The organism is Nostoc sp. JL34 (assembly GCF_017114945.1).
Classification (GTDB): Bacteria; Cyanobacteriota; Cyanobacteriia; order Cyanobacteriales; family Nostocaceae; genus Nostoc.
In genome coordinates, this window is the sequence record NZ_JABXKQ010000128.1 from 21,509 (window position 1) to 47,387 (window position 25,879).

Consider the following 25,879-nt stretch of genomic DNA (forward strand, 5'->3'; position numbering starts at 1 on the left):
TGAAAGCAAATGACTAAATCTCCCAATCAAGATCATCACTTCCCTTACACTAACCGCAAGCGTCTGTGGTTGCTGGTGTTGAGTCGGGGTAGCATTGCCTTGGGCGGACTTTTACTGTTAGGAATTCTTGTCGGTATTTGGCGGTTATGGACTTTTGTGCAAACAGAGTTAACACCGTTGGCACAACAAAGTCTCACGACTACACTCAACCGTCCAGTAAAACTGGGAAGAGTCACACAATTTTCGTTGACGGGAGTGCAGTTTGGGGCTTCAGCTATCCCAGCCACACCCACAGATCAAGATCGGGCCACAGTCGAATCTGTAGAGGTGGGTTTTGATCTGTTGCAACTAATTTTTAACCACCATTTAAAGCTAGATGTCACCTTAGTCAACCCAGATATTTTCATTGAACAGGATGACCAAGGGCGCTGGATTTCCACTACTATAGCGTCGTCAGGTGAAGGCGGCGCCATTAAAACCGATTTGGACAACCTGCGGTTTCGCAATGCCAAGCTGGCATTGATGCCGCAGGAGAGAGCAGAGGAAGCAAGGGGAGTAAAAGCTCCCTCATCATCATCGCCAGTAACATTTTCCCAGTTGAATGGCTCTGCTCAACTTTTAGCAAACAACCAGTTGATACGGTTTGAAGTCGGGGGTCAAGCAGACAGTGGTGGCAATATTTCCATTCAGGGAGAGACACGTTCCAAGGTGCTAGCAGGGAACTTCCAGGTGCAAGCACAAGATTTTTTGGCTGAGAATATTACTCGGTTGATTAAGTTACCAGTAAACTTACAAGCGGGTCGAGCCAATGGTGACTTGTTAATTCGATTGACACCAGGACAGCAAACTTTATTGTTTGGCAACGCTACCGTGCAAGGGGTAACGCTTCAAATACCCAAAGTCCCGCAACTGTTGAGCAATAGCCAAGGAAACCTCCACTTCCAGGGAACAGAGTTGCAGTTAAATAATGTTACTAGCAACTACGGCAAAATTCCTTTAGTGGCTACGGGAATCATCGACACGAAAGCAGGCTTTAAGTTGGCAGCGCGTGTAAATGCCGTGAGTTTAGCGAATGCTCAGGAGACTCTCAAGGTAAAATTACCTGTACCGATCGCTGGACAAGTACAAGCTTCTTTGCAAATTACCGGATCAACTAAAGAGCCAATTCTTTCAGGCTCAGTTTCCACGATCCAAACTGCCCGAATTGATAAAGTTGATTTTAATAGCATCAGTAGTAAGTTTGAGCTTGTTACTAGTTCCTCTTTAATTACCCTAAAAGATATTCAAGGGAAAGCCAAAGTTGGTGGTGACATCACGGGCGCTGGCACAATTCAACTTGGTAAAACACCTCGACTAGATTTAAATTTCGCTGCCAAGAATGTTCCAGGGGATGCGATCGCCAAAGTTTATGAAACAACACCTGCTTTTCAAATCGGTAATGTCTCAGCTACAGCCCAACTAACTGGCGCTCCCACCAATGTCCAAACGGTGGTGCAATACCAAGCTCCTAACGGAACTTACCCCGGAACAGGTGAAGTTGCAATCGCCCCAAATCGCACCGTCTCTTTTCGTAATGTAGCTGTTAATGTAAGTGGTGGTACAGTCCGGGCAACTGGTAGTTACGCCAATCAGCGTTGGCAAGCTGTAGCTGTTGCCTCTGGGGTAAAATTGGAACCCTTTGTAGACAAAAGTCAACTGCAAAATGTCTCTTTGGCTGGGGCACTGTTCAATGGTCGTCTCATCCTCTCAGGCAGCACAGCACCATTTGAAATTGCCACAATTCGCAGTGATGGTGCAGGAGTTCAAATTGGTGGCGGCACAGTTGCAGTTTCTAATATCCAACTACAAGACCAAAGCTTCTCGGCTCAACTTATAGCTAATGGTGTGCGGTTGGGACAAATATTGAAACAGTCTCCCCCAGCTTTAAATAATCCATTAGCGGGTACGTTTCAAATCGCAGGCAATAGAGAGAATTTCAGCCTGAAAACCCTCCGTGGCAGTGGTGAAGGTCGCCTTGCTATTGGCAGGGGTACGGTTACAGCCTCTAATATCCAAGTGGCGAATGGTGTCTATCAGGCGCAAGTTCAGGCTAAGAATGTTCCTGTACAGCAGTTGGCAACAGTACCAAAGCAGTTTCAAGGGGCATTAAATGGTCAGTTCGATGTAGCGGGTTCTGTTGATTCTTTTAAACCGCAAACTATTCAAGCCAATGGTCAGGCGCGGGTAAACGTTGCTGGTGGAACTATTACAGCCTCTAATATCCAAGTGGGTAATGGTCTATACCAGGCACTGGTTCAGGCAAATAATGTACCTGTGCAGCAGTTGGCAGCAGTACCAAAGCAGTTTCGAGGGACTTTAACTGGTCAAGTAAACGTGGCAGGTTCTGTTGATTCTTTCAAGCCGCAAACTATTCAAGCCAGCGGTCAGGCGCGGGTAAACGTTGCGGGTGGAACTATTACAGCCTCTAATATCCAAGTGGGTAATGGTTTATATCAGGCGCAAGTTCAGGCAACTAATGTACCGTTACAGCAGTTAGCAGCAGTACCACCACAGTTTCGAGGGACGTTAACTGGTCAAGCAAACGTGGCGGGTTCTGTTGAATCCTTCCAACCGCAAACTATTCAAGCCAGTGGTCAGGGACGGCTGGATGTTGCAGGTGGAACGATCGCAGCCTCTAATATCCAAGTAGCTAATGGTCGCTATCAAGCTGTAGTTGATGCTGACGGTGTGGAATTAAATCGGTTCAATCAGCAATTGCGGGGTCAGTTTGGCGGTCAGTTGCAATTAGCTGGCACGCTCGGATCATCCAAATTAGCTGATGTACGTGCTGCTGGACAGGTGCAATTATCTCAAGGTATCCCTGGTCTAGAGCAACCCTTGAGTGCTGCGATCGCTTGGAGTGGTGAAAGGCTGACTATTGAGCGAGCAACTGCTCCCGGTTTAAGTGTTACTGGTAACATATTAGCCAATGCAAAACAAGCAGGTATACCGGAAATTATTGCCCTAAATCTCAACGTCCAGGCGCAGAATTACAACTTAAAACAGTTACCGATTAATCTTCCTAATCAGGTTGCTGTGGCGGGGAGAGTAGATTTTAATGGTCAAATCACTGGTAAGTTGCCCTTGCCAAATGTAGTAGGGCAAATCAACTTACGAGACTTGGTTGTTCAAGATATTGCTTTTGAGCCGTTGTTAACTGGAAATATCGATTCAGCACAGGGACGCGGGTTGAATTTGAACTTAGCAGGAAATAGCGATCGCCTTGCCTTCAATTTAGATGCCAATAATCGCCTGAAATCTTTCTTAGTAAAATGGCAGCAAGCATCAGCCACAGGCAATATTCAAGGGAATGATTGGGCACTCAAAGTTGCCAATTTCCCCTTACAAATATTGAATTTGACTCCGCCACCAGTTACTCGCCTGGGTACTGGTAAGATAGCTGGCTTGTTAACTGGGGATTTGCTGTTTAATCAGCAGACGTTTGCAACAACGGGGAATTTAGCGATCGCTAATCCGCAAATTGGCCGGGTTCGCGGCGATCGAATAGCTGCTCAATTCCGCTACGCTAACGGTAAAGCCACACTCGCCAGTAGTGAATTTGTCAAAGGTAAAAGTAGCTATGCCCTTGTCGGGACTTTTGCTCAAAGCCCTAAAGGGCCTCAACTACAAGGTAAACTGAACATCAACCAGGGAGAGATCCAAGATGTTCTAGCTGTAGCACAGGCATTTGATTTACAAAATTTGCAAGGTGGTTCAGCACCAATTTATGGCACAGCAGCGGATCTGACTACCAACCCCCAAGGAGCGCAAAATCAACCCTTATTAACCCAAATCCAACGGTTTTCTGAAATTGAAGCTTTGATAGCAGAACAGGAAGAACAGCGACTTAATTCTACTCCAATACCGGATTTGGCAGACTTAAAGGGGACTTTCAACGGAGAAGTGGCTGTAAATACAGCTACAGCCAGTGGATTATCAGTGGATTTTAATTTGAATGGACAAGACTTTGCCTGGGGTAAAAAGAAAGAACGAAATCGTTATTATACTGCCGACAAAGTGATTGCCGAAGGCAACTTTGAAAACGGTGTTTTGAGTTTGCGACCTTTACGGCTCGAATCTCAAAACAGGCTGATTGCCTTCACAGGTAACGTTGGCGGTGATGAACAATCTGGCCAGCTGCGGGTGAATAATTTTCCGGTACAAGTACTGAATAATTTTGTCAAACTGCCAGTTGGAATCACAGGTAATCTTAACGGTACAGCAGCTTTAGCAGGCAGCATTGCTAATCCCCAATCTAGAGGGGAATTGCAAATCACAGAAGGAATACTAAATCAGAACAAAATAGAGTCAGCAACAGCAAGTTTCAGCTATGCCAACGGACGCTTAAACTTTGGTAGTACTGTAGCAGTTGCTGGGCCAAAACCTGTTGATATTACTGGCAGCATTCCTTATAAATTGCCTTTTGCAACCGTTGCACCAGACAGTGACCAAATTAGTCTGGATATGAAGTTGGAAAATGAGGGATTGGCACTGTTAAACGCATTGACTAATCAAGTGGTATTTGAGAAAGGTGAAGGAGAAGTAGACCTAAAGGTGCGGGGAACATTGCAAAAACCCCAAGTAGATGGAATTGCTACTGTCAATAATGCTACTTTTTCAGCCCAAGCTTTACCAGGGAAGCTGAGACGTGTTACAGGTAGAGTGCTGTTTAATTTTGACAGTATCTTAGTAGAAAATCTTCAAGGTAGATTTAGCCGTGGGAAGGTAGAAGCTGCTGGAGAAATTCCCATTTTCAACAATGAGAATGCGACTATCAAGAATCCCCTAACCGTTAATCTCGATCAGCTAGCATTGAATCTCAAGGGACTTTATCAGGGAGGTGCTAGCGGCAATTTGCAGATTACTGGTTCTGCCCTGAATCCCATGATTGGCGGTAGAGTAAATTTATTTGATGGTCAGGTATTGCTGGCAGAATCTACCAACGCTAATACATCTGCAAATAGTAGTCTCAGTGTATCACCCACAAAAGCCAATAAGCAGAACAAGCCGGAAATTGGGAATGGGACAGGAAATGCAAACGCCAGATTTAATAATCTAGATTTAGAACTAGGCAAAAATGTCCAAATTACCCGTGCCCCAATTCTCAGCTTCCGCGCCACTGGTAATCTCATCGTTAACGGCTCAATCAATCAGCCTGTCCCCGATGGCACTATTCGGTTAGAACAAGGAGGGGTGAATTTATTTACTACCCAATTTAACCTTGCTCGTGGCTATAAACACACCGCAACTTTTAGTCCCTCTCAACCTCGCGACCCCAACTTAGATATTCGGCTATTTGCCAAAGTACTAGACGTAACTCAAAGTAATGACTTCAGTCGGGTAAATTCCACTGGTTTATCAGCCTTAGAGAGTGTTCGAGTCGAAGCCACGATCAACGGTCTTGCCAGCAAACTCAATGAAAATCTAGAACTAACAAGCAGTCCGTCACGTAGCCAAACCGAAATTGTTGCTCTTTTAGGAGGTGGATTTGTAGACACCCAAGGACGTGCTGACAGTACTTTAGGTCTGATTAACATCGCAGGTTCAGCTGTGCTCAATAATTTTCAGTCAGCTTTTAACCAGATTGGAAGTGCTTTTGGCTTAAGTGAACTGCGAATATTTCCTACCGTTATTTCTGAGAATCCTGAAGCGGGAAGAAGCACTTCAACTTTGGAATTGGCAGCGGAGGCTGGGGTTGATATCTCTTCTAAGATATCCGTTTCTAGTATCAAGATTTTGACAACTAATGACCCCTTTCAATGGGGTGTTAATTACCGGATAAACGATGAATTTCGTGTGCGGGCTTCCACTAATTTAACTGATGACAGTCGTGCAGTCGTGGAGTATCAAACGCGGTTTTAAAGGAAATTGATCCACGTCTGGAATCTGGTAGGGTGCGTTATGGACATTAGTCCTAACGCACCGAAAATCGACTTCTAGTCGCCTAGTGCAAGATATAAGTTAGCCTACGGCATAACACACCCGACAAAATTATCTCCAGGGTATAGGGTAGGAGGGAATAAAATTCCTAATATCATGTTCGAGTAAAGACTTATTATTTAGACCGCAGGGGTGCAGGGGGCAGGGAGCAGGGAGAAAGAGGTTTTCCTGACTTTTGCACGGATGCGGTAATCATAAGTAATTAACCGGACATAATATAACTCCTAATTCCCTACTCCTCACTCTTCTGCTTGAGGAAGCGGGAAGATTTCACCAGCCAAATAAGCTTGAAAATGTTTTTGGAAGTATAACCAAGAAGTCATATCTTCCCCATCTATTAATGCTTTTGGGGCTTGTTTATATAGAGGAATACGGTTATTAATTTCGTCTTGCAGCACGGGGGGAAGTTCTGTTAAACCATTAACTTTGCTGCCAACAGCACTGTAGATAAGTTGACCGGGGCGATCGCCCATTTTCATCCAGGGAAGCCATTGACCAATCCGATCCCAACTCAGTTTGAGTTGAGAAACTGAGGAAAGTTCTGGGTTGAATAAATCTGCGGTTGGCACTGTTAATTTAAACAGTTCCGCTGCCTGATAAATTGGATTTGGGCTGTATTCGGCAAATTTGGGTTCGTCTGCCAAGGGATTGGGGTAATAGGGAAATATGTCAAAAACGAAGGTTGTGCTGTCACCATCTACTTGGGCGGGGAAATTTCCCTCAAACGTTCCCTGCACAGGATTATTGGCAACGTGAATCACCGGAACTGTCTCACCTGTCCAAGGATTCTCCCATTTGGGTAAGACTTCATCTGTTTTTGGGTTGAGGTAGTAAGTCAGTTCTCTAGAAGTAAAATCCCAGCTACCTTCTGCTGTGGGAATACATCGGCTAACACTCAATCCCAGGATCTTAAACAGGAGTTGTCTTTTCTCACCGGGGATAAAGGCGTAAATTTTACCCTTCCAAATCAGGAAAGTGGATTCGCTAGGGTCGAGGGAAGAACGAGTTTTAACCCAGTGTTGGGCTTCAAGTTCTTGGATTTGGGCAACCATCTAAAGCATCCTTAATATTTGGATAACAAAAGAATAAGCTAATCAGCATTGAAGTTGCATCTTTAGGAGTTAGGAGTTAAGAAGTTTTATCTGCCCCATGCCCCAATCCCTTCATGAATTAAACTGGTTCAGAAAGTTGCTCATCCAGACGGCGAAACAAAAACACCCAAAGTGGTAGGGAACTATTAATCGCAATCAGTCGCACTAAATGACCAGTTGTGACAATTTCAACATTATGATTCAATGCCAGGGAAACCAGGATCATTTCTGCCGATCCTCCTGGTGCTGTGACTAAAAGACAAGTTAACCAGTCCCAAGAGGTTAATTGCATCGCAAGTATAGCAGCGATCGCTCCGGCTACGAGGGTCATCCCTACAGACATCAAGGCATAGCCGATAGTCCGCTTTTTAAAGTTGGGTTTGTCTCCCCAATACTCACCAACAGTAATTCCCAGGAGCATTTGACCCAATAAGTTTATTATTGGCGGTGGACTAAAGCTAATATCACCCACAAAAGGCAGCCAATGTAGCAAAGGATTAAACCCAATACCAATCAACAATGCACCAAAGAAATCGCCAGCAGGAATTTTAAATAATATAGCTGGATAAACTACTAATCCAGTGATTACCAGTACTACCAAAAGTAATCCTAGTTGAGATGGATCGAGGTTGAGCCAAGCACTGTTGATTGGGAGTGTTTGAGGATAGTAATTACCAGATGATGTTCTCACAATGAAGGGAATTAGAACAACTACTGAGGTGACGCGAATCGCCTGAACTAGGGCAACCAAGCTAACATTTTTATTGTAATCGGCGGCGATCGCTGCCATAATTCCTACACCACCAGGAACTGTAGCTAGCATTGCTGTCAATATGTTGGTTTTGCTGAGGCGGGAGTAAATGTAACCAATGCAACTTCCACTCAGCAGCAGAAACAAGGTAAGAAAAATAAATATGGGAATACCAGAAGCAACACTAGCTAGATTACTGTGGGCATTGGAAGCGCCGACAGTTAAGCCTACAAGTGCCATTCCCACTTTTCTCGCAGTGCGGTTAGGTTGGGGGGAATATTGATAAAAAATTCGACATCCTTGAAGAACCACTGTACCAGCGGCAATCCCGCCAAATATCCAGGCAATCCTGCCAATTTGGAACTTTGCCAGGAGTAAACCCAAAGGTAATGCTAGAAGCATTTCCAAAACAAGGACAATTAATTGCTTCGCAAATAACTGGGGTTTGGTAATAACAGGATTTTCATGAGTGTGTTCTTCCAGGGTGGGAGCAGCACTTAGGCTTTGATTCATCGATCCGAGCTTTTTTATTAATTTAACTGATGTACTCAAGCTAATGCGATCGCACAAGATAACTAGTAGTCCGTGAAGCCAACAATGCTTGGTGACACGGATTTTTGATAAGCTAATTTAAGTCTGGGTAAGTATGTAATTAAAGCAAAAAAGTATACTGTAAATTTGAGTCCAGAGTCAGCATAAAACTGCGTAGATGCGGAGCGGCTTGTCGCTAGACATCGCTAACCAAAACAATTAAATAAACGATGTCAAGCCGTGGTTAAAGGAACAGATGCACGGAGAAAGATGGAGCGGTTAACCCAGACATCTCACCCAGCCTAGTTGGCTTGACGCACTACTAATATTGTTACAGTCGATCGATTCTCTTGGCATTTTCTGGCAGCTTGGCGTCTCTTTGCCCAGCAGTCCGCGCCCTAGCGGTGAACAAACCAATGGGAGTATTTAATAAATCTACAAGGGTGGCTTGACCCGCTATCGCCTTTTTAATATCTCTTGGTACTTCCTTCAATAACCAACGTGCCAAACGATAGCCGTATTCTCTGGGTGTCATCTCTCGCATTAAATCGACACCGTGCAGTTCGTGCAGATAGCGATTTGAGCGTCCATAGCGCCGCCATTGATTTTGCAGTTCTTGAAGTGTAGCGCGGTGGCGGTGCTGAACGATCGCATTTGGGGCAAATTCCAAACGCCCGATGTTTTCTCCCAAAATCCGCCAACAAATATCGGCATCGCCACCAGTGGTAAGATAGGGACGAAATAAACCCGCTTTTTCTAAGGCTATGCGTCGAATCGCCAAATTAGCCGTTTGACCATAGGGACGAAAGGAATGTTTAAGGGTATGCTTTTGCGACAAAGTTTCTTCACGGTCTGCGTGTTGTTCTAGCAGAGTTGTGCCTGGTAGTGCCAAAATTTCCCCAGCGACAATTATCACTTCTTTGTTGACAAAAGGCTGAATTAATGCATCTACCCATTGCGGTTGTGGACGGCAATCTGCATCGGTAAAAACGATAATTTCCCCCGTAGCGGCGCGAATCCCAGTATTACGAGCAGCGTAGGAGCTTTGAATTTGGGTTTCGCTCCAAGGGCGAATTGTCATTGGGCAATTTTCAGCAGATGTTTTGAGCATGGTGAGAGTGCGATCGCTACTATTATTGTCCACCAACAAGTACTCTACCCGGTCTTTTGGGTAAGTTTGAGACAACAGACAATTGATTAACTCTGGTAAATCCGCCTCACCGTTATAAATAGGAACAACCACCGACACCTTTGGTAAAAAGCTGGTGGCGGTGGTTGCATCAACTGGCTGATGATTCATAAATCTGAGATTTTGGAGATGGGATTACTAGCTAGTATTCCCAAATCAAAATCTTGGAACGGTAATATCAAGCAGTTTCCATAAATCCAAAAATCCGAATTTGGGAATATATGAACACTTGGTAACAAATCACTCACCTAAAATTTCAAGTCACCAGCGCGGCTCATGGGTCGAGTCGGTTGATTTGCTGGCGGCTGGGCAAAGTTGTTATTTGATAAAATTGCGATCGCACGGGCATATTGCGGATCGCTCTTAGTTCCGATTAAATCTGGATTAGAAGCTAACTGACGCTCCTGCGCCTCTGTCAAGTCTAGCTTGATATCTGGGGCAATCCCTTTATGGTTAATATCCGTTCCCGCCGGGGTGTAGTAATGGGCTATGGTGACAGCCAAGCCGGAACCATCTGCGAGTTCATGAACTGACTGCACTAAAGCCTTGCCAAAGGTTTGACCACCTACAACTACCGCTCGCTTATTATCCTTGAGCGCTCCTGTGAGGATTTCGCTAGCACTAGCTGAATTACCATCTACTAAGACCGCCAAAGGACGATTTGTTAGAGCAGTGCGATTGGCTTTAGTTTCTTCACTGGTGCCCACACGGTCTATTGTCTTGACAATTCCGCCGTTATCATACCACATCCGAGCGATTTCAATGCTCGCCTGCAACAAACCGCCAGGATTTCCTCGCAAATCCAAGACATAAGAATCAACTTTCTTAGTGTTCAAATCGCGGATGGCTCGTTGCATTTGGTCTGCTGCGTGGGCGCTAAATTCTCGCAAACGAATATAGCCAACGCGGCGATTCCCTTCTTGTTTGAGGGTATAGCGTACCGTTGGGACTTCAATACTTGCCCTCGTCAGTTTTAAATCAAAGGCATTTTGCCCCGCCCGTCCCAGCTTTAGTTTGATAGGAGTACCCGCTTTGCCACGGATTAGCTTGGAGGCGTCATCCACTTTCATTTTGAGAGTGGGTTTGCCGTCAATAGCCAAAATTTCATCGCCTGCTTTGATCCCAGCTTTCAGCGCCGGAGAATTTTCTATGGCTTCGACAACGGTGAGCCGCTGAGTTTTTTCGTTCACTTCCATCCGAATGCCAATGCCAGAGACTTCCCCAGATGTTTGGCTAGTCAAGGCTTCAAACTGTTGGGGATCCATAAACCGAGTGTAAGGATCTCCCAACTTTTGCAAAGCTTCGCGGATGGCAGCATAAGCTTCTTCCTTAGAAGAATAGTCTTTGCTCAACAGGCTTTGCCTGGTTGCTTGCCAATCTTGTTGATTAAATTTACCATCAACATATTCATGATTCACCAGTTGCCAAACTTGGTCAACTATCACTTTCGGGCTGTCTTGTAGGGCTAGAGCAGCACGGACACCACGAGTCCAAGCAGGACCGAATACAGACATCGTAGCTGTTGTGGCGATCGCTCCACCAATCAAGGCTACTTGGAGCGGTGAGTAACTTTTCGCAGATTGGTTCATGTATACTTTAGCTGGAATAATTGTGTTGTTGACAGTTTAGCAATCAGGCTTTCCAGAAATTTTTAAGTTTTTATACCCCAAAATCAACTATGCTCCTTCATCATTTTTATGCTTAAATGATGCCAAAATGCCGCATTAGTTATTAACAATCATTTCTCAGTTTGTTAGTCTTCTCCGGAAGGGTATACTGACCATGTGACACTTTGATTAGCGTCATGTTTGCATTCTAGATTACTTTCATAAGATAGCACTTTGCTCACTGAATTGTAGCACTGTTAGACAGCTATTAAATCAGCTTTTCTTACCGAAGTCATGAAACGCAAATTTACCATCAAATCATTAATTTCTATTAAAAAACATTCTGCTAATCTGTGGCAATTGTTACAAAAACTAACTGGTGTATTGTACGTTGTCTTGGGTGCTTGGCTGATTTTTACTACTATAACCTTAGTTTTTGCTTATTCGCAGCCAAATGTAGATGCCTTCTTTGTGCTTGGTGGCAGTATTCGCCGAGAAACTTATGTTGCCCAACAAGCAAAACAATACCCGCAAACCCCAATTTTAATTTCTCATGGTTCCCCAGACCCCTGTATATGGTTAATTTTTCAGGCGGAATTAGCAGGGTTACAAAACGTTTGGTTAGAAAACTGTGCGAATTCTACCTTTGAAAATTTTTATTATGGTATTCCAATTTTGCGGCGTTGGGGAGTGCATAAAGTCATGTTGATTACCTCGCCAAGTCACTTACCTAGAGCCAAATGGATAGCACAGATTCTTTTGGGCGCTCATGGTATTTGGGTAGAGTCAGAGATTGTTCAGGAGTTGGGTGTTCCTGGTAATAGTGAATCTTGGCTCAAAACTGGATTAGATGTAACACGCAGCTTATTTTGGGCGATTTTAAGTCAAATTATTCAACCGCAATGCTCAAATGTGACAAGACTTACTGATGTAGATATGCAAGCTTGGGAGAATCGAGGTTTTCATTGTGAACACCAAGGTGGGTTGAGGAGATAACTTACTCGTAATGCGTCCACATGCGAATTATCTTGACTACTTGCTCGAATTCGATGACCTCATATACCAACCGATGCTGTATATTTATCCTCCGAGATATAAGCACCTGATAAGTCAACAACTAGCTTTTCATGTTGAGAAACTTACCACGTTCTCAACGAAGAAGAAGAGGAACTAAAAAGTATTTTGCAATTCCGAACCACGAAGTAGCGATCGCCGTAAAAATTCAGCTATATTTTTGCAGAATAAAATAATCGCAATTAGGCAAAGGTGAAGAAAATGTTACTCTCCACCTCTGGGCTTGTTGTTAAACATCGCTTCTGGTAATTGCACCCAATGGAGAATTAATGCAAAAGTTCCCAATCTTGCAGCATCAAAATAGCATCTCTATACAAAGACAAATCCACCTGGTTAACTTCTATTCCCTCTCCAATTCCTTGTAGAAGGGTAATTGTTAATTGTCCTCCCAAGTGTTCACGGAACTCGGTCAGCCCCCTAAATAGACAATGCGGATGGTCTAGTTGATCTAACTGCTCTGTCAGTGCTGATACGTACAAAGTAAAGCCTAATTTTTTGAGTGTAGTTAAAGCCCTTTGCCATTCTGATTGCAAGAGTTGCCCTGTTAAATATGAATAGGTGGTGTCTAAAGCAATGCCGATCGCTACAGCTTCACCATGACGTAAGCTGTAATTAGTTAAATGCTCCAGTTTGTGAGCAGCCCAGTGTCCAAAATCTAAAGGACGTGATGAACCCATTTCAAAGGGATCGCCGCTACCAGCAATATGCTCTAAGTGCAACTGAGAACAGCGATAAATCAGTCTTTCCATTATGTCCATATCTCGATTAGCCAATTTCTCAGCATTAGTCATAATGAAATCGAAGAAATCTGCATCTTTAATTAGCGCTACTTTCACCGCTTCTGCAATACCCGATCGCCAATCTCGATCGTCGAGGCTAGTAAGAAAATCAAAGTCATTCAAGACAGCATAAGGTGGCATGAATGTACCCAAAAAGTTTTTCTTACCGAAGGCATTGATTCCGTTCTTTACCCCTACACCAGAATCGTTTTGCCCTAATACTGTTGTCGGTACTCGTAACAGCCGAATTCCTCGGTGAGCCGTTGTTGCTGCGTATCCTGCCATGTCTAGGACGGCTCCACCTCCAATTGCTAAAACGTAGGAGTGACGGCACAATCCAGATGCATTGATCTGTTGATGAATTTGCTCTATAAATCGAGAATCATTCTTAACTGTTTCTCCACCCGGCACTACTATCGGTTCACCGCTTAGTGTTAGCACATCTTCATAACGCTGGGCATAGGCTGATAATTTTTTTAGCAACCCATCTTCGGACTGCAACAATCCTGCATCTACCACTGCTAGCACTCGTTTTGGAGTTGTCTCTCTATCTGCGGCAATCACTTGTGCAAGTAAAGGATTATCTAACTGAAATAAACCTTTAGTGAAGTGAACATCATAATTGAAGGTCACACGGACACATTGGTTAATTGGTTGCAGATTAAGAGCGGTTTTTTGTTGAATAGCCATTTGAATATTATTGCTTTTTAAGTAACTGTAAATAGATGAATTACTACAATTTTTATTGGCAGCAAAAATAGTACCATTATCAATGAAACGCCTCAAATGTTTAAATAGTTTACTAGACAAATCTAGTTACTAAATAAATCATTCTTTTGAAGCGTCTTCACTTAGTAGATAAAATGAATAATAACATTAGATAATAGTTTTTATTTTTGCCTAAACTTTATGTCTAAGGTTGGCAATTCATATCATTATTACATAGAATTCTAAGTTTTTTCCGTAAGATAGTTTGAGAATTTATCTAATCAAAATCGTATCTTTACAGTATCTTCTTTAAAGTCAGGAGATTTTTATAGATTCAGTAAAGTTATGATCTTAGTAGTATATTATTTAACTGCTTCAAACCCAAAATATCAAGTTTAGTGGTAGATTTTATACTTGGTTGTCACAAAAAAGTTGGACAACTTCTCCTGAATTTATCATGAGTAAAGTAAACAAGTTACTGCATCACTGGCTGTTAAAGTCTGTTTCAGAAAAAGCTTTTGCTTGGTTGGAACAGAAGCAGGCGCAGATTGCTAACAGCGCTGCGGAACGAGTGTTTTTTACGGCTTTTAGTGCTGTGCCGCGTTATCTAGGTAAAGAGGATTTGCAGCTAACATTCCAGGACTTGGAAGCAGCACAGGATGTGATTCCCGGTTGGTATCCTGGTCATTGGAGTGTAGATCAAGCAGGTCGCACACTCTTGCTTTTAGCTTTGCCCCACCATGATCCCCAGAGGTATGTGCGATCGCTTGATCAAGTCTTCTCCACTGCCGATATGGGGGAGTTAGTTGTCCTTTATCAAAGTTTGCCGCTTTTACCACATCCAGAATTACATCGCCACCGTACTGCTGAGGGAATTCGCAGCAATATGAGTAATGTATTTCAAGCTATAGCACTGCGTAACCCTTATCCAGCAAATTACTTAGATAATGCTGCTTGGAATCAGATGGTACTGAAGGCTGTGTTTGTCGGCAGTCCGTTGCATCTGATTTGGGGTCTAGATCGGCGTGCTAACCCAGAATTGGCGAGAATGTTGGCAGACTATGCCCATGAACGTTGGGCAGCTAAACGCTCAGTTACGCCAGAACTTTGGCGGTCTGTAGGGCGGTTTGCCGATAGTGCCATCATCACAGATTTAGAAAAAGTACTGGCTAATGGGGATATACACGAGCAAGAAGCAGCAGCGTTAGCTTGTGCTGAGTCTTCTTTACCCCAAGCGCAAGCATTACTTTCTTATTACCCAGATTTACAGTCATCCATTCAACAAGGTAATCTGACTTGGAGCAGTTTTAGCCGCGATGCCTGCGGCGAGCTGCGCTAACGCCTCTTTGTTTACAAATAAAAGGGACTGGGGAGAGACGTAATTAATCGCGTCTGTACAAGGGAGACGTGGGAGACGAGGAGGACAAGGAAAATGCCCAATGCCCCATGCCCCATACTCAATGCCTCATGCCCAATGCCCCATACTCAATGCCCAATCATTAAAACCATGATGTTCATCGATCCTCACATTCACATGTGTTCCCGTACTACTTACGATTACTTAGTAATGCGGGAATATGGAATTGTCGCCGTTATTGAACCAGCCTTTTGGTTAGGACAACCCCGAACCAACGCTGGCTCATTTAAAGACTACTTCAGTAGTCTTGTAGGCTGGGAACGGTTTCGTGCTAGTCAGTTTGGCATCCAACACTACTGCACAATCGGCTTAAATCCGAAAGAAGCTAATAACGAAGCGCTAGCAGATGAAGTTATGGAACTGCTACCACTTTATGCCTGTAAAGAAGGAGTTGTTGCCATTGGTGAAATTGGCTATGACGATATGACAGAAGCAGAAGATAAGTACTTTTGTCAACAGTTAGAATTAGCCAAAGAACTTGATACGTTGGTACTAATTCATACTCCTCACCGAAATAAAAAGGCGGGTGCTAGTCGGAGTATGGATCGCTGTATTGAATATGGTTTAGATCCTTCACAAGTAGTTATCGACCACAACAACGAAGAAACTGTTGAAGAAGTATTAGGACGCGGTTTTTGGGCAGCTTTTACGATTTACCCACAAACGAAGATGGGTAACGCCAGGATGGTTGAAGTTGTCCGCAAGTATGGATGCGATCGCATCATTGTAGATAGTAGTGCTGATTGGGGTATTAGCGATCCTTTGGCAGTCCCAAAAACTGCTCAGTTGATGTTAGATAGGGGCATTCCTGAAGAACATGTGCAAGCAGTTTGTTATGAAAATGCCCTTGCTGCTTACAGTCAAACTGGGCAGATGCAAGCTTCAGATTGGCTCAATCCGCAATCTGTCGATCAACGCCAGTTGTTCAGTGGTAATTCTGTGCTGCGGGGACAGGAACCAGGAATCAAATCAGTTTCAGATTTTGTGTTGATTGAATAGAAAATGGCGGAGAGACGCGATTAATCGCGTCTGTACTGAGGAAGAGGAATTGCATAAATATCTAATTCATTTGTGATATGCGGTTTATTTTGAGAAATTACTAGGCATGGAGGCAGATAAGTGAATGTTGCAAGCTTAAATTTTCAAAGCTGGCGGGGTTATTTGGAATTGATGCGTCCTGCTAATATTGTTACTGCTTGGGCGGATATTCTTCTTGGTTTTGCTGCTTCTGGCTCTGGAATAATTTTTACTAAATTAATTAATGGTGAAGCAAGTGTTGCCATATTAATTCCATTAACTTGGTTGTTATTGGCTACAACTGGTTTATATGGCGGCGGTATAGTTTTTAACGATGTTTTTGATGCAGAATTAGATGCAAAAGAGCGCCCAAATAGAGCAATTCCTAGTGGTCGCGTATCTAGTCAAAATGCTACTTTATTGGGGAGTATACTGTTTGCGATTGGGATTTTAGCTGCATTTCAAGTATCATTGTTGAGTGCTGCGATCGCTATTTTTATCACTCTTTCATGCCTCCTCTATAACTCACTCGCCAAACATCATCCTTTTTTCGGCCCTTTAAATATGGGTTTGTGTCGTGGCAGTAACTTATTATTAGGCGTAAGTGCTGTACCAGAAATAATCGGAGAACGCTGGTATTTAGCGTTGATTCCTATTCTTTATATTGCTGCTATCACTGCAATTAGTCAGGGTGAAGTTCACGGAGGTAAGAAGATTACAGGAGTACTTGCATTACTGCTAATTGCAACAGTTTTGACAGCAGTTTTAGCTTTAGGATTATTAGAAGATTATACAGCGATCGCAGCCTTACCATTCGCTATTTTCTTAGCTATCAGAATCTTGCCTAACTTTATCAAAGCGGCGCGCGAACCGATAGCTGAAAACATCCGAAATGCCGTGAAAATAGGCGTTTTATCTCTAATAGTCTTAGATGCAACCATTGCATCTGGTTTTGCTGGTTTGTATTACGGTTTATTAGTTCTAATCTTGTTACCCATTTCGATGAAGTTAGCAAAAGTATTTGCTGTTACTTAAATTTGAATGTATACACCCAGTAATACCATTAATCGGCTGTAGGGGCGCACATCTATGCGCCCCTAACTATGAATATCTAGCAAGTATTTTGTGAAATAGTTTAAGCCAAATAAAACAAATTACATAAACAAGGGATAGAGCTAGAAAATGAAAATTACGAACAACAATTTTCACTTAACTTATTGCAGCAATATTCATCCTGGTGAAAGTTGGCTAGAGGTTTTCACGAATTTAGAAAAGTATATTCCCGAACTCAAATCACGTTTATCGCCGACAGAACCTTTTGGTATTGGCTTGAGGTTAGCAGATGTTGCTGCAAAACAACTTTTAGAAAGTAATAATTTAGCTCAATTTAAAACTTGGCTAACTCAACAAGATTTATATGTTTTCACCTTAAACGGATTCCCTTATGGCGGATTTCATCGACAGGTGGTAAAAGACCAAGTTTATGCACCAGATTGGTCTACACAAGAACGGGTTAATTATACATTAAACTTGGCACATATTTTAGCTAGTCTATTACCCCAAGAACTTGATGGCGGAATTTCTACACTACCATTATCCTATAAACCTTGGTGGGTAAAAGACCAAGCAACTTTCGAGACTGTTTTGAAAAAGAGTTGTTTGAACATCGCATCTGTTGTTGTAGAAATGATTCGCATCTGCGAAGAAACAGGAAAGATACTCCATATTGATTTAGAACCTGAGCCTGATGGTTTAATTGAAAACACCTCAGAAGTAATTGACTTCTATCAAAATTGTTTATTGCCAATCGGTGGTAGTTATTTATCAGAAAAATTAAATATTGAGCAGAATTTAGCAGAGACTAAATTCCTAGAACACGTTCGCATTTGCTATGATACCTGCCATTTTTCCGTTGAATATGAGCAGCCAGCTTCTGTATTTGCACGTTTGCAATCGGCAGGAATTAAAATTGGAAAAATTCAAATCAGCGCTGCAATTAAAGTAAAAATACCTGCTGAGGTTGAGAAGCGTAGTTTGATAGTTGAGCGTTTACGTCCTTTTGCAGAATCTACCTATCTTCACCAGGTAATAGAACGTCGCAGCGATGATACACTGCATCATTATCATGACTTAATAACTGCATTACCACATTTAGAGCAATCTCTAGCTGAAGAATGGCGTACTCACTTCCATGTCCCAATTTTTATTCATGATTATCAAATATTGCAATCTACGCAAGATGACATTGCTACTGTTTTACAGCTACTTCAGACAAATAATGCTTGTTCACATTTAGAAATTGAAACTTACACTTGGGATGTATTGCCGTCAGAAATGAAGATAGATATGCTGACTTCTATTCAGCGTGAATATGAGTGGGTATTAAAAGAATTCGTCGCAAATTAATAAGAAACTAAGTTTATGAAAAAAACAGTTGTTCTAAATGTCGTGGGGTTAACGCCCAGCTTACTAGGAGAAAACACGCCGTTTTTATCTTCTTGGGCTGCTAAAGGACAGGTAGCTTCCATCAAAAAAGTGTTACCTGCTGTAACTTGTTCAGTTCAGGCTACTTATTTAACAGGAAAATTGCCTGATGAACATGGAATTGTCGCTAATGGTTGGTACTTCCGTGATGAATGTGAAGTGAAGTTTTGGCGGCAGTCTAATAAACTAGTGCAGGCTCCCAAAGTTTGGGAAATAGCTAAATCAATTGATCCAAATTTCACTTGTGCCAACCTTTTTTGGTGGTACAACATGTACTCTACAGCAGATTATGCGATTACGCCGCGCCCAATGTATCCCGCAGATGGGAGAAAATTACCTGATATTTATACCCATCCTAGTGATGTGCGATCGCAAATTCAATCTGATTTAGGAAATTTCCCTTTGTTCGATTTCTGGGGCCCAAAAACTTCCATTAGTTCTAGCCAATGGATTGCCAATTCGGCAAAATGGATTGAGGAACGTTACAGCCCGACATTATCACTGGTTTATTTACCACATTTAGATTACTGTCTGCAAAAATTTGGTAACAATCAAACACAAATTCAAGCAGATTTGCAAGAAATTGATGCTGTTTGTGGCGATTTAATTGAATATTATCAAGCACGTAATATTCAGGTAGTTATTCTTTCTGAATATGGCATTACGTCAGTTTCTAAAGCGGTGGATTTGAACCGCGTACTACGAGAAAACGGTTTAATAGCTATCCGAGAAGAATTAGGGCGAGAACTGCTCGATTTTGGGGCTAGCATTGCCTTTGCCGTTGCCGATCACCAAATTGCTCATGTATATGTCAACGATCCAGCGTATATCTCGAAAGTGCGATCGCTTTTAGAAGCGACTGAAGGCGTAGCGCAGGTATTGGATGAACAGGGAAAACAAGCCTACCATCTCGATCATCCTAGATCGGGTGAGTTGGTAGCGATCGCACAATCTGACGCTTGGTTTACCTATTATTATTGGCTTGATGATGCGAAAGCGCCTGATTTTGCTAGAACTGTAGATATCCACCGCAAACCTGGTTACGATCCTGTAGAACTGTTCCTCGATCCGCAAATAAAATTTCCTCAAGGAAAAATTGCTCTCAAGTTACTTAAGAAACAACTAGGTTTTCGCTACTTAATGGATGTGATCCCTCTGGATGCTTCCCTGGTGCGTGGCTCTCACGGTAATATCACCACTTCTCCAGATGAAGGGCCTCTATTTATCACTCATCAAACTCACCTAGTTAATAAACATCAAATTGAGCCGACAGATGTTTGCTCGTTGATTCTCAAACATTTAAATACCTGAAAGGCAGTATAGAGCCGATATATCGTCTCTACATCTTACCAAAATACAAAAAAATTCCTTGTAATTCATAATCATATCGAGTATGTTTTATATATAAAGTCGTTATGACTATGAATTAGATTGTTGTATCAGTAGGCATCCGTCAATCTACTGACTAAAATGTACTGTGGGCAATCTGAGTAACTTAATGGAGAGCTTCTTTACCCATGACTGAACACCAAAAATTGACAACTGCTGACGGTATTCCAGTTAGCGATAATCAGAACTCACTCACGGCTGGAGCGCGTGGCCCTGTATTAATCCAGGATTTCCACCTGATAGAAAAGCTGGCTCATTTCAACAGAGAACGTATTCCTGAAAGAGTTGTCCACGCTAAAGGTGCGGCGGCTCACGGTACTTTGACTATTACCAATGACATTACCCGCTACAGTAAAGCCAAACTTTTTTCTGAAATTGGTAAGAAAACGGAACTTCTCTTGCGTTTCTCTACAGTCGGAGGAGAAAAAGGTTCAGCAGATGCCGAGCGCGACCCTAGAGGTTTTTCCCTCAAGTTTTATACTGAGGAGGGCAACTGGGATCTTGTAGGTAACAATACCCCTATTTTCTTCATCCGCGACCCTTTGAAGTTTCCTGATTTTATCCATACCCAAAAGCGTAATCCCCAAACCAATTGCAAAGACCAGAATGCAAAGTGGGATTTTTGGTCACTCAGTCCAGAATCGCTTCACCAAGTGACGATCCTGTTTTCAGATCGGGGAGTTCCCAAAACCCATCGCCACATGGACGGCTTTGGTAGCCATACTTTCAGCTTAATTAATGCTGAAGGCGATCGCGTTTGGTGTAAATTTCACTTTAAGACTCTGCAAGGGCATCAAACCTTGACAGAGGAAGAATCGGCTAAGATTAAGGGCGAAGATCCCGATCATGCGACTCACGATTTGTTTGAAGCGATCGCTCAAGGTGACTATCCTAAGTGGCGGATGTGTATTCAGGTGATGACCGAGGAGCAAGCGGAAAAACATCCTGATAATCCTTTTGACTTGACCAAAGTTTGGAAACAAGGAGAATATCCTTTAATTGAAGTCGGGATATTAGAGTTAAATCGTAACCCTGAGAATTATTTCGCCGAAGTTGAGCAAGCCGCTTTTAGCCCTAGTGCGGTGGTTCCTGGCATTAGTTTCTCTCCAGACAAAATGCTGCAAGCTCGAATTTTTTCTTACCCAGATGCTCAACGGTATCGCTTGGGTGGTAACTATCAGCAACTACCCGTTAACCAGCCCAAATGTCCAGTGATGTATTATCAGCGAGATGGCTTTATGGCATCGGGGAACAACGGCGGTAGCGTTCCTAACTATGAACCGAATAGTGCTGAGGGTACGCCCAAAGAAAATCCAGCTTATGCAGAACCACCTAATCATTTAGGCGATGTCACAGTCGATCGTTACAGTCATCGTGAAGGAAACGACGATTATACGCAAGCAGGTAATCTGTATCGCTTACTAACTCCTGAACAGCAAGAGCGTCTGGCAAAAAATATTGTCGGTAGTCTTTCTCAAGCAAGGGAAGACATCCAAATGCGCCAACTTTGCCACTTCTTCCGGGCAGATGTTTCTTATGGTCGTCGTGTAGCTGAAGGATTGGGCATTTCAATCGATCCCTCAATGCTGGGTGCTACTGCTCAACCTGTAGGTAACTGGTAAGCCTTATCCAATTTTGTGGGGTGGGCATCTTGCCATAGGTGTCAAGTTAAGCTCAAACTTCCTATATCAATAAGCATTTATGCTTAACAATTTGGTTTGAAAGGGACAAAAAACGAACTTTTTCAGGGACTATTAATGCTTTGTTTATTAGCATCACTCCCAGCTTGCGTATAAAAGTCAGAAAAAAGTTCACCTTTATACTTCGTTCCTAACAAAACCTATCGTTGACAAATGGGTTTTAACCTTAAGTTGACACTAATGGCATCTTGCCCGCCCTAAAGCAAATTCATTTGATTAACTTACAAAATCAATTGAGGTAATTAACATGAAATTAACAGCAACAGAAAAAGGCTTATTAATCCCTAAAGAACTATTAGGAGAAAACCAAGAGTTTGAAATTATTCAAGAAAATGGAAAAATTATTATTACTAGTATTAAACAAACATCTTCTATTTGGGATTTAGGTTCAAATCCTATGGAATGTGATGTAAAAGATGGTGCAATTAACCACGATCGTTATCTCTATAACCCGTTAACGGAAATAAAAGCCTCGTGAACGAAGCTAAAATACTCGTGAACGGAGATAAAATACTCGTTAACGGAGCTAAAATACTCGTTGACGGAGATAAAATACTCGTTAACGGAGCTAAAATACTCGTTAACGGAGCTAAAATACTCGTTGACGGAGATAAAAGCCTCGTTAACGGAGCTAAAATACTCGTTGACGGAGATAAAATACTCGTTGACGGAGATAAAAGCCTCGTTGACGGAGATAAAAGCCTCGTTGACGGAGCTAAAATACTCGTTCACGGAGTTCAGAGACTCATTAACTAGATAAACAAAAATATTTACAGCTATTGCGATCGCACTCTTCGCAAAGCATATCGTAGAGAAGTAGTTTTAGGTTGTGCGATCGCATTATTTTGCTTCACTGCATTTGCAATGACATTGTGTAATTAATTATGTTGCCTACTTATTAGACTAGGATTTGAATCCCAGACAGGTAATGCAACGGATACAGATTACCTAAATTACTGAAACCAACGGGAGACAAAAGCAACCATTCTCCTGAACCAAGGCTGACGATTCCGCCGCAAGTCTTGCCGAATTTCGCCAATGCTTATTGTAGAGGTATGATTTGCTGCCAACCGTTGTTCAGCGATCGCCAAAGCTTGGATGTACAAAGGTTCTGCATCACTATACCTTCCCTGTGATTTGTAGAGTAATGCCAAATTGTTCAGACTAGTTGCCACAGAAGGGTGTTCATCCCCCAGCAGGCGTTTTTTCATCGTCAAAGCTTGGATGTACAAAGGTTCAGCTTCACTGTATCTTCCCTGTGAATCGTAGAGTGCTGCCAAATTGTTCAGGCTAATTGCCACAGAGGGGTGTTCATCCCCAAGCAGGCGTTTTGTCATCTCCAAAGCTTGGATATACAAAGGTTCGGCATCACTATACCTTCCCTGTGAACGGTAAAGTTCTGCCAAATTGTTCAGGCTAGTTGCCACAGAAGGGTGTTCATCTCCCAGAAAATGTTTTCTCATCGTCAAAGCTTGGATGTACAAAGGTTCAGCTTCACTGTATCTTCCCTGTGAATCGTAGAGTGCTGCCAAATTGTTCAGGCTAATTGCCACAGAGGGGTGTTCATCCCCAAGCAGGCGTTTTGTCATCTCCAAAGCTTGGATGTACAAAGGTTCGGCATCATTGTACCTTTCCTCTGAATAGTAGAGTGCTGCCAAATTATTCAGGCAAGTTGCCACAGAGGGGTGTTCATCCCCAAGCAGGCGTTTTGTCATCTCCAAAGCTTGGATATACAAAGGTTCGGCATCACTATACCTTCCCTGTGAACGGTAAAGTTCTGCCAAATTGTTCAGGCTAGTTGCCACAGAGGGGTGTTCATCCCCCAGCATACGTTTTGTCATCTCCAAAGCTTGGATATACAAAGGTTCGGCATCACTGTACCTTCCCTGTGAATCGTAGAGTAATGCCAAATTGTTCAGACTAGTTGCCACAGAGGGGTGTTCATCCTCAAAACGTTTTCTAGCAGCTGATAAACTTTGTTCGTACCAAGGTAAGGCTTGTGCGTAGCCTCCCTGACTTTGGTAAAATCTACCCAAGCCCAAAAAAGGTGAGATTAAATCATCATCGCTTAACCAAGCTTGGTAAACTGTGGCAGTTTCTCCAAGGTGAGGGATAGCCAGGGTTGCTTCAGCAAATTCTATCAATGTAGGTGTCTGAGGAATACTTCGCGCTACGGCTACCATCGCTTGACAAAAGCCGCGCTTGAGTTCATTAGCTTCAGTTAACTCTTCTAACTTCTGCCGCAATAATTCCTGAATGCGATCATGAACTTGGTAGGTGTCCTCTGCCAATTCTTGCAGCAAATAACGCTCAACTAAAACGGTGCAGTTAGCTTTAAAGTCAAATTCCAAATGGCTAGCACTTGCTGTTGATTCTACCAAAGACCAAGGAATAGGAGCCAAGGCAAATAAACTCAACAGACAAGCCAATTTTTGCGCCTCTGGTTCCAAGTTTTGCCAATTCAACTCAAAAGCTACTGCTACACCAGACTCGCCTGCTGATGCTTGCTTTTCTAGCTGTGCGAGAATGTCTGCTAGCATAATACTCTCCCTGGCTCTCGGCACTGTGCTGCTATTTGGTAAAGTCCAATAGGTACATAATCCACAAATCGGCAAAGTCTTTTAGCAAACTCTAATTCCTTTTCAACGCTATCTTTTCCCAGCAGGGTTGTTAATAATTCTAAGGCTGCATCTGGTGACAATTCACCTAACGGCAGTGATGGATATGTTAACCCTGTGTTTTGACGAGTGGTAATTAACACCTTAAATCGAGAACCTTGGAGTGGTAGATAGGATTGAATTTGCTTCCAGTCTTTGACATCATCAAAGACTAATAAAACTTTGCCATCTTGCCAGTTATCCCAGCAATAGAAAACTCTACCCGCAGGGCTGAATTGTTGAAGAGATTCAAAAATCTTGAAATCAAAAAACTTTTTGGAGATACCAAACTCTAATAGCTGGGTTCCCAAATCAGTTTCTTGGGGATTTAACCAACAACACCCGCCAGAATAATCTCCCAAATATTGCTCTGAGTATTGAATAGCTAACTCTGTTTTACCCACGCCACCTTGCCCAGTCACATCGGTAATAGCCACAACATCATTTGCTTGCAGCTTCTGATGCAATTCTTCTATTTGCTCATCCCTCCCAACAAACTTACGAGCTTGACTCTGTGGGATATTATGCGGAATATCAAACGGGTTGAAATGAGATTTTTCAATATCTCCATCCCAACTGCGAGAATAAAAATAAGTCGGCAGTTGTTTTTTATCTAAACTGGTAAATCGTTGCTTAACTGCCTCAGTAACTTCCTTCATATTCGGGGGAAAATTCCCATTAGCTGCGGCTAAAGCCTCCCGCACTGCTTGAGAAAAGTATCCTGTTTTATTTTCAGAATTTACCTTTGCTGTCTCTCCTTCCCGCGTAGCCAGTAAAACAAATTGTTGACTATCTTTCCTTGGCTGTCCACTAAAAAAAGTTTTCCCAGGTAATTCACCTGATTGGCCTCGTAGCAATAAAGGAAAATTAGCACAGGTATCAACAATACAAATATGATTACGAATCTGAAATTTATCTGAAGCCAAATAAACTAATAAAGAATTAAAATTTAAGTTCTGGTAATTCCGTTCATTCGCATCGGCACAAAACAACCTCCGCTCTCGTTCTGAGGTAATCCAACCATGTCCCGCCCAAAAAATGTAGAGTAAATCCCCCGACTTTGGGGATAAAAAGTTAGTCACAATGTCGGAGATATTTTGCTCTGTTGCCTTCTCTACAGTTAACCCACATTCCCCAATTAACTGATGATTTTCTTCCAGTGCTGATAAACATAACCGGATATTCTCCTTCGGTACACCGTGCTGATGCAGCCAATGAGCAAATTTCAGCGCGTCATCGGCTGGCCCTCCACCTGGCACGTTCCAAGCGGTTTCGTGGTACTTTTCAATACCCACAATTAACCCAAATGTCCGCTCAGGTTTAGCCATCAACTGCATGATGTTGCACCAAGCCCCAGCGAATGGAATTCGCGGCTACATAAACAAAGTCCGCCTTTCCTTCGGAACGCTACGCGAACGCGGACTAATAGAAAATTAAGGCTTTCAAACCCGCGTAGGCGGGTTTTGTCTGTATAGACGCGGTTTCTAACCGCCGATTTCTGCCTTT

General features: G+C 42.8%; 17 protein-coding genes. 10 read left to right on the top strand and 7 right to left on the bottom strand.

The annotated features are described in order from the left end of the window. The first annotated feature begins 9 nt into the window (after positions 1-9). Positions 10-5,901: a translocation/assembly module TamB domain-containing protein gene (locus tag HWQ44_RS23015; RefSeq protein WP_292723514.1), complete on the top strand. Its 5,892-nt coding sequence runs from the start codon at positions 10-12 to the stop codon at positions 5,899-5,901. A gap of 317 nt (positions 5,902-6,218) precedes the next feature. On the opposite strand, the gene HWQ44_RS23020 is transcribed toward HWQ44_RS23015, so the two are convergent. From HWQ44_RS23020 to ctpB, 4 genes are all read right to left on the bottom strand, one after another. Beyond that, positions 6,219-7,031 carry a DUF1838 domain-containing protein gene (locus HWQ44_RS23020; RefSeq protein WP_292723517.1) on the bottom strand — a complete coding sequence of 271 codons (813 nt, stop codon included), beginning with the start codon at positions 7,029-7,031 and terminating at the stop codon, positions 6,219-6,221. A gap of 118 nt (positions 7,032-7,149) precedes the next feature. Beyond that, complete coding sequence (locus tag HWQ44_RS23025) at positions 7,150-8,334, bottom strand: AbrB family transcriptional regulator (protein WP_292723520.1); 1,185 nt, start codon at positions 8,332-8,334, stop codon at positions 7,150-7,152. A gap of 349 nt (positions 8,335-8,683) precedes the next feature. Next, a complete protein-coding gene (locus HWQ44_RS23030) occupies positions 8,684-9,652 on the bottom strand; it encodes a glycosyltransferase (protein WP_292723523.1) in 969 nt (322 codons plus the stop codon). A 137-nt stretch (positions 9,653-9,789) separates the two neighbouring features. After that, entirely contained in the window at positions 9,790-11,130 is a 1,341-nt protein-coding gene (gene ctpB / locus HWQ44_RS23035) for a carboxyl-terminal processing protease CtpB (RefSeq protein WP_292723526.1), read from the bottom strand. 312 nt (positions 11,131-11,442) lie between these two features. Between ctpB and HWQ44_RS23040 the strand changes: the two genes are divergently transcribed. Beyond that, positions 11,443-12,144 (top strand): YdcF family protein, encoded by a 702-nt coding sequence (locus HWQ44_RS23040; RefSeq protein ID WP_292723529.1) that lies wholly within the window; start codon positions 11,443-11,445, stop codon positions 12,142-12,144. 344 nt (positions 12,145-12,488) lie between these two features. Here the strand turns inward: HWQ44_RS23040 and HWQ44_RS23050 are convergent, their stop codons facing one another. Next, the gene (locus HWQ44_RS23050; protein ID WP_292723534.1) at positions 12,489-13,691 is read right to left on the bottom strand and encodes a 3-dehydroquinate synthase; all 1,203 of its coding nucleotides are present in this window, start codon (positions 13,689-13,691) and stop codon (positions 12,489-12,491) included. A 475-nt stretch (positions 13,692-14,166) separates the two neighbouring features. Between HWQ44_RS23050 and HWQ44_RS23055 the strand changes: the two genes are divergently transcribed. From HWQ44_RS23055 to HWQ44_RS23090, 8 genes are all read left to right on the top strand, one after another. Further along, complete coding sequence (locus HWQ44_RS23055) at positions 14,167-15,048, top strand: EboA family metabolite traffic protein (RefSeq protein ID WP_292723537.1); 882 nt, start codon at positions 14,167-14,169, stop codon at positions 15,046-15,048. A gap of 93 nt (positions 15,049-15,141) precedes the next feature. Continuing rightward, positions 15,142-16,125, top strand: coding sequence for a TatD family hydrolase (locus HWQ44_RS23060; RefSeq protein WP_292723540.1), 984 nt, complete (start codon positions 15,142-15,144; stop codon positions 16,123-16,125). 120 nt (positions 16,126-16,245) lie between these two features. Beyond that, positions 16,246-17,178: a UbiA-like protein EboC gene (eboC, locus tag HWQ44_RS23065; protein WP_334857303.1), complete on the top strand. Its 933-nt coding sequence runs from the start codon at positions 16,246-16,248 to the stop codon at positions 17,176-17,178. A gap of 147 nt (positions 17,179-17,325) precedes the next feature. Next, positions 17,326-18,549, top strand: a complete 1,224-nt coding sequence (gene eboE, locus HWQ44_RS23070) for a metabolite traffic protein EboE (RefSeq protein ID WP_292723543.1) — start codon at positions 17,326-17,328, stop codon at positions 18,547-18,549. A gap of 15 nt (positions 18,550-18,564) precedes the next feature. Continuing rightward, positions 18,565-19,938, top strand: coding sequence for an alkaline phosphatase family protein (locus HWQ44_RS23075; protein ID WP_292723546.1), 1,374 nt, complete (start codon positions 18,565-18,567; stop codon positions 19,936-19,938). Between the two features lie 206 nt (positions 19,939-20,144). Beyond that, complete coding sequence (locus HWQ44_RS23080; protein ID WP_292723549.1) at positions 20,145-21,638, top strand: catalase; 1,494 nt, start codon at positions 20,145-20,147, stop codon at positions 21,636-21,638. Positions 21,639-21,963: 325 nt separating this feature from the next. Beyond that, positions 21,964-22,194 carry a hypothetical protein gene (locus HWQ44_RS23085; protein WP_292723552.1) on the top strand — a complete coding sequence of 77 codons (231 nt, stop codon included), beginning with the start codon at positions 21,964-21,966 and terminating at the stop codon, positions 22,192-22,194. Then, on the top strand, positions 22,191-22,472 hold the full coding sequence (locus HWQ44_RS23090) for a hypothetical protein (RefSeq protein ID WP_292723555.1): 282 nt from the start codon (positions 22,191-22,193) through the stop codon (positions 22,470-22,472). Before HWQ44_RS23085 ends, HWQ44_RS23090 begins: the two co-directional genes overlap by 4 nt. A 197-nt stretch (positions 22,473-22,669) precedes the next feature. Here the strand turns inward: HWQ44_RS23090 and HWQ44_RS23095 are convergent, their stop codons facing one another. Together HWQ44_RS23095 and HWQ44_RS23100 are read right to left on the bottom strand one after the other, a co-directional pair. After that, on the bottom strand, positions 22,670-24,256 hold the full coding sequence (locus tag HWQ44_RS23095; protein WP_292723558.1) for a tetratricopeptide repeat protein: 1,587 nt from the start codon (positions 24,254-24,256) through the stop codon (positions 22,670-22,672). Beyond that, a complete protein-coding gene (locus HWQ44_RS23100) occupies positions 24,250-25,701 on the bottom strand; it encodes an NB-ARC domain-containing protein (RefSeq protein WP_292723562.1) in 1,452 nt (483 codons plus the stop codon). The genes HWQ44_RS23095 and HWQ44_RS23100 overlap by 7 nt, the downstream gene beginning before the upstream one ends. Between the last annotated feature and the right edge of the window lie 178 nt (positions 25,702-25,879).